At 61.5% G+C, this 2,828-nt stretch carries 2 protein-coding genes; both read left to right on the top strand.

Features of this window, described 5'->3' with window-relative positions:
* The first annotated feature begins 278 nt into the window (after positions 1 to 278).
* Positions 279 to 1,844: an alginate export family protein gene (locus VF436_RS01795; protein WP_330902264.1), complete on the top strand. Its 1,566-nt coding sequence runs from the start codon at positions 279 to 281 to the stop codon at positions 1,842 to 1,844.
* Positions 1,845 to 2,102: 258 nt separating this feature from the next.
* The gene (locus VF436_RS01790; protein WP_070427539.1) at positions 2,103 to 2,687 is read left to right on the top strand and encodes a recombinase family protein; all 585 of its coding nucleotides are present in this window, start codon (positions 2,103 to 2,105) and stop codon (positions 2,685 to 2,687) included.
* The last annotated feature ends 141 nt before the right edge of the window (positions 2,688 to 2,828 follow it).

The following is a 2,828-nucleotide window of genomic DNA, read 5'->3' as shown; positions in this document are numbered from 1 at the left end:
GGCAAGTTCTTGGACGGCGCCACGCTGGTGAAAGAGATCCGCAAGCTCGAAACCAGCGCCATGACCACTGGCAACCCTGTGGTCTGGGGTTCCGATGCGGCCGTGTGGTTCGTGATGGTCAAGGACGCCAAAGGCCGTTTCTGTTGATTTCCACTGAGAAGTGACCCGGGTAGGGCGTATATCGGAAATCCTGCTGTCCGCAGCTTGATCTCCGCGATTGCGGATTAGCCCGCGCGAGACTGCGCAAGAGAACTTCAAAATGATGTGAACGACCTCGCTTGTGGGGCTGCTGGACTGCGGCAGACAGGGGCGTCGTCTGGGAGAAGGCTGTGTTGAAAGGTTCCAAGACGATCGTGTGCGGCTGTCTGCTGGGAGCAGCGATCATGACCGGGTCGACTGTCGCCCTGGCGCAATCGGTGCCTCCGGCCAGCACCGAGGACGAGTCCGCAGGTGGCCCGATGGGCAGCCAGGCGCAACCCGGTGTTCGCCCCCCACGATCGCAGCCCCGCGCTGCCGTGGCGGTCCCCGGCGGGCAGACGGGAACGCCGAACCTTCCCCAGGCGATCCGCTGGACGGAGGACTGGTCGCAGCCCGTCAGCAAGGATGCGCCATTGATCGACAGGATCAAGCACATCCCGATCGGCTCGGATGACATATACCTCTCCCTCGGCGGTGAGGCGCGCGCATACTACACCGCCTGGGATCATCAGAATGCCGGGCGCACTGCGAATGACGCCAATGACCCGGTGCAGCGTCGCTTGCGACTGCTGGCCGATCTGCACATGGGGCCGCACGTCCGGGCCTTTGTGGAACTGGGCGACAATCGTGAGTACGGTTCCAGCCTGGTCACTCCGCCGAACCGGGGGCCCTTCGACGTCGAGCAGGCGTTCCTCGATGTGACGGTGCCGCTCGGCAAAGCTGGAAAGTTGACGTTGCGTCCTGGTCGGTTCGAAATGCCGCTTGGCAACGGCAAGCTTGTCACGCTGCGGGACGGTGTCAATCAGCGTGTGCTCTATCAGGGCCTGCGCGCGACCTATGCCCTTCCCGGCAAGATCTCTGTCGACACGTTCGCCGTTCGCCCCGTAAACATTAAGGACGGCGAATTCAACAATGCCCCTAACCACACACAGTCATTCCACGGCGTTTACGTCAGCGCTCCGCACGTGGTGGCTGGCTTTGGCGTCGACGGGTACTGGTTCCAGGTGAAGCGTGACACTGCATTGAACGCTCAGGGCAGGGCCTCCGAGAACCGTAGCAGCTGGGGTGCGAGGCTGTGGCAGCGCACTGCGACCTGGGATCTCGACGTGGAAGGTACCTACCAGTCCGGTCGCTTTGGAACCAAGGACATCAGCGCATGGGCGATGATGATGGATGGTGGTTATACCTTCCCCAAGGTTGCCCTTCAGCCGCGCCTGGGGCTCAGAGCCAATGTATTTAGCGGCGACGGCAACGCCGGTAATGACACGCTGGGTACCTTTGTCGCGCCTGCGCCTCGTTATCAGATGCTCAATGCCGGTGTTTTGTTCAACTACTCAAATTTGATGAACCTCAACCCAACGCTTACGCTGAAGCCGGCGCGATCGGTGACGATTGTGACCGGGGCCCAACTTTACTGGCGCCATCGCATTGCAGACGGCGCTTACGTCGGGCCTGCCGGTGCATCGTTTGCGTCCGCTTCCGCTCGGCGGATCGGTACCGCCATGGAAATCGACATATCATGGCAGGCCACCAAGCGCCTGCAATTCGGCGTGGCCAACAGCTATTTCATGCCGAGCAAGTCGCTGGAAAGCGTTGGCGGCAAATACGGGAACTACTTCGGCGCCTACACCAGCTTGAGATTCTGAGGGGTTTCCCGATCGCCATCTGTCGCCTCCGGCCGCTGACTGGCATAGACTGCGGTGGTCCATTCGTCATGTTAGAGCGGTTGGATTAGGTCCGGAGCGACCAACTGGGGCGCAATGCTGCCATGTCGGAAACCGCATGTTTCCCGACAGGGGACGACGCAAACGGATTGAAGCTCCATGATCGCGGCTGATTATGCGCGACAAACCCTGTCGCTTTGACCTACTGTGCGACAACATTGATCCAGGGGTTTGTCGTACATGCTCATCGGGTACATGCGTGTCTCATCGGTCGACGACCGCCAGTCGGTCGACCTCCAGCGCGATGCTCTGCTCGCCGCCGGCGTCGATGAACGCCATCTCTATTCCGATAAGGCATCGGGCGCCCGGGATGATCGCTCCGGCCTGAAGACGTGTCTGGAATACCTGAAGGAAGGCGACACCCTGATCGTTTGGAAGCTCGACCGCCTTGGGCGATCCTTGGCCAACCTGCTGACCATTATCACCGACCTGAAAGTCCGGGGCGTGGCTTTTCAATCGCTGACGGAGCAGATGGACACAACCACGCCCCACGGAGAATTGTTGTTTTCGCTTTTCGGCGCGCTTGCTCAATATGAACGCGCGCTTACGCGCGAGCGGGTGATGGCGGGACTGGCGGCGGCAAAGCGCCGGGGCAGACGCGGCGGTCGACCGCCGAGCATCGACGCGGAGACGATCGAGCAGATCACGGACGCACTCAATGCTGGTGCAAGCAAAGCGTCAGTGTGCCGGTCCTTCAAGGTGCCCCGATCGACCCTCATCGGCACGCTCGATCGGATTGGCTGGACGGGGCCAGCCAAGGCCTAATGGAGCAGGCCGTTGTGCACGGAGCCGTGATAGGTGCCTACCGCCAACGCGAGCCAGCGCTCCAGCTCGCGCAGCGTCAGGGTGGCCATCTTCTCGGAATCGTACTCGCCGCGCTGGCCGGGATTGGAGAAGGTCGTCCCC

The sequence above is a fragment of the Dyella sp. genome (assembly GCF_036384435.1).
In the GTDB taxonomy this organism is placed as follows: Bacteria; Pseudomonadota; Gammaproteobacteria; order Xanthomonadales; family Rhodanobacteraceae; genus GSA-30.
This window is presented reverse-complemented; position numbering and strand designations above follow the sequence as displayed.

Bases quoted from the DNA above. Each gene is read 5' to 3' on its own strand.
- VF436_RS01790 (WP_070427539.1), top strand. From the start codon at position 2,103: ATGCTCATCGGGTACATGCGTGTCTCATCGGTCGACGACCGCCAGTCG.